Source organism: Mesorhizobium sp. P3_A9 (assembly GCF_056402975.1).
Map to the genome: position 1 here is coordinate 1 of NZ_JBFUGJ010000367.1, position 5,666 is coordinate 5,666.

General features: G+C 62.5%; 6 protein-coding genes and 1 pseudogene. 3 read left to right on the top strand and 4 right to left on the bottom strand.

What is annotated here, in order from left to right; genetic code table 11:
* A pseudogene (locus AC1DX0_RS29980) lies at positions 1-408 on the bottom strand (arginyltransferase); the annotation flags it as partial.
* 138 nt (positions 409-546) lie between these two features.
* Positions 547-1,017, bottom strand: a complete 471-nt coding sequence (locus tag AC1DX0_RS29985; RefSeq protein WP_477221135.1) for an RDD family protein — start codon at positions 1,015-1,017, stop codon at positions 547-549.
* A 217-nt stretch (positions 1,018-1,234) separates the two neighbouring features.
* Here AC1DX0_RS29985 and sthA point away from each other — a divergent pair, with 217 nt between their 5' ends.
* Positions 1,235-2,623, top strand: coding sequence for a Si-specific NAD(P)(+) transhydrogenase (gene sthA / locus AC1DX0_RS29990; RefSeq protein WP_477358060.1), 1,389 nt, complete (start codon positions 1,235-1,237; stop codon positions 2,621-2,623).
* A gap of 12 nt (positions 2,624-2,635) precedes the next feature.
* Here sthA and AC1DX0_RS29995 read toward each other — a convergent pair whose 3' ends face one another.
* Positions 2,636-2,908: a DUF4242 domain-containing protein gene (locus AC1DX0_RS29995; RefSeq protein ID WP_477221137.1), complete on the bottom strand. Its 273-nt coding sequence runs from the start codon at positions 2,906-2,908 to the stop codon at positions 2,636-2,638.
* Positions 2,909-3,013: 105 nt separating this feature from the next.
* Between AC1DX0_RS29995 and AC1DX0_RS30000 the strand changes: the two genes are divergently transcribed.
* Positions 3,014-4,042 carry an AraC family transcriptional regulator gene (locus AC1DX0_RS30000; protein ID WP_477221138.1) on the top strand — a complete coding sequence of 343 codons (1,029 nt, stop codon included), beginning with the start codon at positions 3,014-3,016 and terminating at the stop codon, positions 4,040-4,042.
* 43 nt (positions 4,043-4,085) lie between these two features.
* On the opposite strand, the gene AC1DX0_RS30005 is transcribed toward AC1DX0_RS30000, so the two are convergent.
* Positions 4,086-4,754 (bottom strand): alpha/beta hydrolase, encoded by a 669-nt coding sequence (locus tag AC1DX0_RS30005; protein ID WP_477221139.1) that lies wholly within the window; start codon positions 4,752-4,754, stop codon positions 4,086-4,088.
* A gap of 201 nt (positions 4,755-4,955) precedes the next feature.
* On the opposite strand from AC1DX0_RS30005, the gene AC1DX0_RS30010 reads away from it, so the two are divergent.
* Positions 4,956-5,666, top strand: a 711-nt coding sequence (locus AC1DX0_RS30010; protein WP_477358062.1) for an OpgC family protein, incomplete at its 3' end; no start/stop codon positions are given.

The following is a 5,666-nucleotide window of genomic DNA, read 5'->3' on the forward strand; positions in this document are numbered from 1 at the left end:
CATCATGGCGTAGTCGAGTACCGTCATGTCGGACATGCCGCCGCGGCGGTGGCGGGCATCGAGATAGCCGCGGAACAGCGAATATTGTTCGGTCGAAGGCTCGGCATTGTGCATGGCGCCGACGAGATCGGAATTGTGCTGCAGCACGCGCTTCATGTTGCGGCTGGCGGTGAATTCCTGGGCGAGAATGCGCACGGAAACGCAGGCGCGGCAGGTCTCGCAGGCCGGCCGGTAGGCAATGTTCTGCGAACGCCGGAAGCCGCCTTGCGTCAACAGGTCGTTCATCTCCGAAGCCTTGTCGCCGACCAGATGCGTGAACACCTTGCGCTCGAACTGGCCGTCGAGATAGGGGCACGGCGACGGCGCGGTCAGGAAGAACTGCGGCGACTGGGTCGGATGCTGCGTCATCGAGCCTTGGAAACACTCCTTCGAGTCGCTCTACCTTTGGCGCGGAAAGCGAAAAATTCAACAGGATTGTGAAGGTATGGGCAAGCGAACGCCTTCACATTTGCACCCACTAGGCGGGAGCGCTCCCGAAAAACRCCTTTAACGGCCGCTGCGGCTGACCACCGTGCCGAGCAGAAGGTCGTGCAGCGTGCGCTTGCGATCGGAGAACAAAGTCACCAGCAGGACCAGCGGCGACAGGATGACGTTGCCGGCCCAGAACAGCACGGAATGAACGACCGCGGTCAGCCCGTCGATGGGCCGGCCGTCGAGCCGGTCGAGGCGGATGCCCATCATTTTCATGCCCGTGGTGGCCTGGTCGGCGCTTCCCAGCGTGTTCCAGATGTAGAGGATGGCGACGCCCGGCAGCAGGACGCCGGACAGCATCCAGCCAAGGCCAAGCGTCAAAAGCCCGAGGAAGAACACCAGTATGGCGAAGGGAATGGCGAGCAGAGCGATGACGGTACAGTCGAGCGCGAAGGCCAGGATGCGCCTTGTGCGCACGCCTTCATAGGCCCTGACATCGTCAAGTCGGGTGTTGATGATTTCGCCGTCGAGAACGCGCGCGTTCATGTCATWTCCTCGTAATGAGGCCCGACATAGGGTGCGGGCCACTTGATGATGAAATGGTGAAGACCTGTGTCGGAATCAAGGTCGGGGTTTTCCCGGGGCGCCAGGCTCGAACAACGACCGGCGCAATCTGAAACGGTTGAATTTGCCGCGCGGATGGCATTAGCTTGTTGCGGCGCAACAAAGCGCTCCGGGACAGGGGCGAGGGGACGGGGAAAATATGGACTATGACATGCTGGTCATCGGCAGCGGCCCTTCCGGGCGCCGCGCCGCGGTGCAGTCGGCCAAGCTCGGCAAATCGGTGCTGGTGGTCGACCGCGGCCGGCGCCTTGGCGGCGTCTCCGTGCACACCGGCACCATTCCCTCGAAAACGCTGCGCGAAACGGTGCTCAATCTCTCGGGCTGGCGCGAGCGCGGCTTCTACGGTCGCGGCTACAGGGTCAAGCAGGATATTTCGGTCGGCGATCTGGTCGAGCGCCTGCACAAGACGCTCGATCACGAGGTCGAGGTGCTGCAGCATCAGTTCATGCGCAACACGGTCAAGAGCGCGCGTGCCTCGGTAAAATTTCTCGGCCCCAACAAGGTCAGCCTGACAGCAGACAMTGGCGACTACAGCGAAGTCGGATTCGCAAATGCGCTGATCGCGGTCGGCACCAGGCCGCACCGGCCGCGCGACGTGCCCTTCGACAAGACCCGCGTCTTCGACAGCGACGAGATGCTGGAACTCGGCMAGTTGCCGCGCACGCTGACGGTGATYGGCGGCGGYGTCATCGGCGTCGAATATGCGACGATCTTTTCCGCGCTCGACGTGCCGGTGACGCTGGTCGAGCCGCGCAACACCATCCTCGATTTCGTCGAYCGCGAGATCGTCGACGATTTCATCCACCAGATGCGYGAYCGCGGCATGACGATMMGGCTGGGCAGCGCGGTGAARGARATCCGCTCCAAGCCGGARRCSGCCGAAGTSGAACTGGCCGACGGCCGCACCATCCGTTCGGATGTCGTGCTCTACGCTGCCGGTCGCACCGGCAATGTCGGAACCTTGGGTCTCGACGTGGTCGGCATCGACGCCGACTCCAGGGGCCGCATCAAGGTCGACCCGCAGACTTTTCAGACCAGCGTGCCCAACATCTACGCCGCCGGCGACGTCATCGGCTTTCCGAGCCTCGCCTCGACGTCGATGGAGCAGGGCAGGGTGGCCGCCTGCCACGCCTTCGGCGTGCCGCTCCCGCCGCCGCCCGAAACTTTCCCCTATGGCATTTACGCCGTGCCGGAGATCTCCACTGTCGGCCAGTCCGAGGAACAGGTGCGTGAGAGTGGAGCCGCCTATGAGGTTGGCGTGGCGCGTTTTCGCGAGACCTCGCGTGGACACATCATGGGCGTCAATACTGGCTTCCTGAAGCTGCTGTTCTCGATCGAGACGCGCCGTCTGCTCGGCGCGCATATCGTCGGCGAGGGCGCCACCGAGCTCATTCACATCGGCCAGGCGGTGATCAATCTCGGCGGCACGGTCGACTTCTTCGTCAACAACACCTTCAACTATCCGACGCTGGCGGAAGCCTACAAGATCGCCGGACTGGACGCCTGGAACCGGATGGGGCGGGGGTAGGCAAACCGGCGGCTATTCAGCGGTTGCCGGCTCGATAATGCTCAGCACCTGCGAAATCCGGTCGGCAGGAAACCCAGACATTTCGGCATGCCGGCGGACCAAGCCCTCATCCGCCGCCAGATAGACGCAGTAGATCCGGTCATCCGTCACGTAGCTCTGGATCCATTGGATCTGTGAGCCGAGCGTGTCGAGCACGCCACACGACTTCTGTGAAGCGCTTCGCAAGTCCGAGGCCGAAAGTTTGCCGACAGCGGGCATGTCGCGTTCGATCACGAATTTGGGCATGGAATCCTCCTTCTCAGGTCACCATTGACCTGATCATCCGTTGGCGCGATGCTTCAGGCGCCGCCTATGTGAGGGGAAGTTTCCGCTGGAACGCCCTGTCATGCCATGATCGAAACGCCTGACAGACTGATCGAACAACCGGCAGAGAGCCAATCCGAAGACAGGCAAGACCTGTTGCTTGACGTGCTGTCGCAGGTTGGGCTGTCCGGTTCGATTTTCTTGTTGGGAGAGTATCGCGCGCCCTGGGCGCTGGATTCCCCCGAGGCCGCCGATATGGCGAGGCTGCTGGCTGGCGGCTCTCGGCGGCTGATCCTCTTCCACATCGTCCAGGAGGGAAGCTTCCAGATCAGCGCACGAGGCATGAAGGTCGAAGGCAAAGCTGGCGACCTGATCGTGCTCCCGCACGGCGACCAGCATCTGATGGGCAATCCCGCGTTCAGCGGAGCCATACCCATGGCCGAACTCGTTCCACCACCGCCGTGGCAAAGCCTGCCGGTCGTTCGCATCGACGGCGGCGGCGAAGCCACGCGCATCGTCTGCGGTTACCTGACGTGCGAACAGCTTCTCTTCAATGTCTTCCTGCAGCGATTGCCGCCGGTTTTCAGCGTACGGCCGCGTCCGGGCGCGCCGACCGAATGGATGCAGGCCTGCTTCACCTATGCCCTGAATGAAAGCGCGCATGCGGCACAAGGCAAAAGGCTGCTCATGGCGCGCCTGCCGGAACTTCTGTTCGTCGAGGCGTTGCGGCTCTACTCCGAACAGAAATCGGCTGATATGGGATGGCTGGCGGCGGTAAGCGATCCGGTGCTCGGCCGTGCATTGAGCCTCATCCACGCCGAGCCCACGAAAAAATGGAGCAACGAGGAACTGGCGCGGTGCGCCGCCACATCCCGCTCGGTTCTCGACGAGCGTTTCAGGAAACTGCTCGGCCAATCGCCGATGCGGTACTTGACGGAATGGCGCATGCAATTGGCCACCGATCTGCTGCGTGACCGGACCATGAAACTTCTCGCCGTCGCCGAGCGTTGCGGCTATGGGTCGGAAGAGGCTTTCAGCCGGGCTTTTCAGCGCTGCCTCGGCGTTTCTCCGGCGCGATGGCGCGAGTCAGCCAACGGTCTACCTGCATCGCATTGAGTCCGGCCTATCGGCCGGCGCGACAGCGAGTGTTGGCTCGCTGTCAGCTTGCCCGCACCACAGCTGCCGATTCCGTCAGCCATTGCCTGACGATGGCGGCGTCCGGATCACCGATCTCGTGGCCAGAGCCAACGATACGCGCATCTACATCCGCGCCGTGCCGGTTGAGCAGCGTTACCAGCGCTGGCGCGAAGGGCCCGTAGGTCTCGTCGGCGGCGCCGGCGATGATCAGCGTCTGTGTTCCCGCGAGGTCGATCGCCGGCACATAGTCGAGCACAGGCATTGGTCTGAGCAGCGCAGCCCTGCGGACGACGCCCGGATGGAGCAGCATCAGGCTGGAAACCAGATTGGCGCCGTTCGAATAGCCGAGAAAAGTTGCACGGGTGAGATCGAGCCCATGGCGCTTGGCGGCCTCGTTGGCGAATGCGGCGAAGCCAGCTGTTTCGGCCAGGATGCTCTTCTGTTCGAAACGCGTCGGGCTTATCCGTTCGAACCAGCGAAAACCATCCTCCTGGGGGATACGGCCACGCGCCGCGACCAGCACGGCGGCGGGCGCGATCCGCCTTGCCAGCGGCACCAGAGTGGTCTCGTCGACACCCGATCCATGCAGCAGGAACAGACATTCACGGCTGTTCCCGCCGGCGTCGTGAATGCGATAGGGAAAGGCCAGATTCATGAGCAGCGGGGCGTTTTCGACGCTGTCGCCAGTCATCCCGCATCCTCTTGATTATATGAGGTTCCGCTCAATTTGCCGGCTTCAAAACGCAATATTTTCATGCTCCGCGAAAGTTGATTGAACCAGGCGCATTCCAGCCCGTTTCTGCGCCGATATACTCCGCGTGGGAGGAATCGAAGCGGTGCGTCGGGGGTCGCATTGCTGGACATGAACAACCAGCTTTGAGGCCTTTTGTCGATGACTACCCCTGTTTTGTCGGATCGCAATTTGCGTATCCCGGATCGCAATTTGCGTATCCCCGAACGCGACACGCGTATCGACGTGTTGCGCGCGCTTGCACTTATCATCATCTTCATCGACCACGTGCCGGGCACGGCTTTCGAGGCCTTCACCTACAAGAATTTCGGTTTCTCCGACGCGGCCGAGGCCTTCGTTTTGATTTCCGGCATCTCGGTCGCGCTCGCCTATGGCACCAAGTTCCGGCCGGGTGGCCGGCTTCTGGCCACATTGAAGATGTGGCGGCGGGCAGGCATGCTCTACGTCGCCCATATCGTCACGACCATGGTGGTGATCGCCTTGTTTTGCACCGTGGCGGTGTTCGCCAGGCGGCCGGAGCTGCTGAAGCTGATCAACATCGAGCCATTGATGAAGAACACGCCGGAAGTGCTGGTCGGCATCGTCACGCTCGGCCATCAGCTCGGCTACAACAACATCCTGCCGGTCTATGCCGCGCTGCTCCTGATGGCGCCGGCCTTCGTCCTGCTGATCAGCTACCGGCCCGTCGCGGCGCTTGTCGCTTCCGGTGCGCTGTGGCTCGCCGCCGGCATCTGGCAGATCGCCCCGCCCAACTATCCCGAGCCCGGCTTCTGGTTCCTGAACCCTCTGTCCTGGCAGTTCCTGTTCAACATCGGCTTGGCCAGCATGCTGCACGTCAGGCGCGGCGGCGTC

Excerpts from the sequence above, each read along its gene's own strand:
- AC1DX0_RS30000 (WP_477221138.1), top strand. The coding sequence starts at position 3,014 with ATGATCGAAACGCCTGACAGACTGATCGAACAACCGGCAGAGAGCCAA.
- AC1DX0_RS30005 (WP_477221139.1), bottom strand. The coding sequence starts at position 4,754 with ATGACTGGCGACAGCGTCGAAAACGCCCCGCTGCTCATGAATCTGGCC.
- AC1DX0_RS29985 (WP_477221135.1), bottom strand. The coding sequence starts at position 1,017 with ATGAACGCGCGCGTTCTCGACGGCGAAATCATCAACACCCGACTTGAC.
- AC1DX0_RS29995 (WP_477221137.1), bottom strand. The coding sequence starts at position 2,908 with ATGCCCAAATTCGTGATCGAACGCGACATGCCCGCTGTCGGCAAACTT.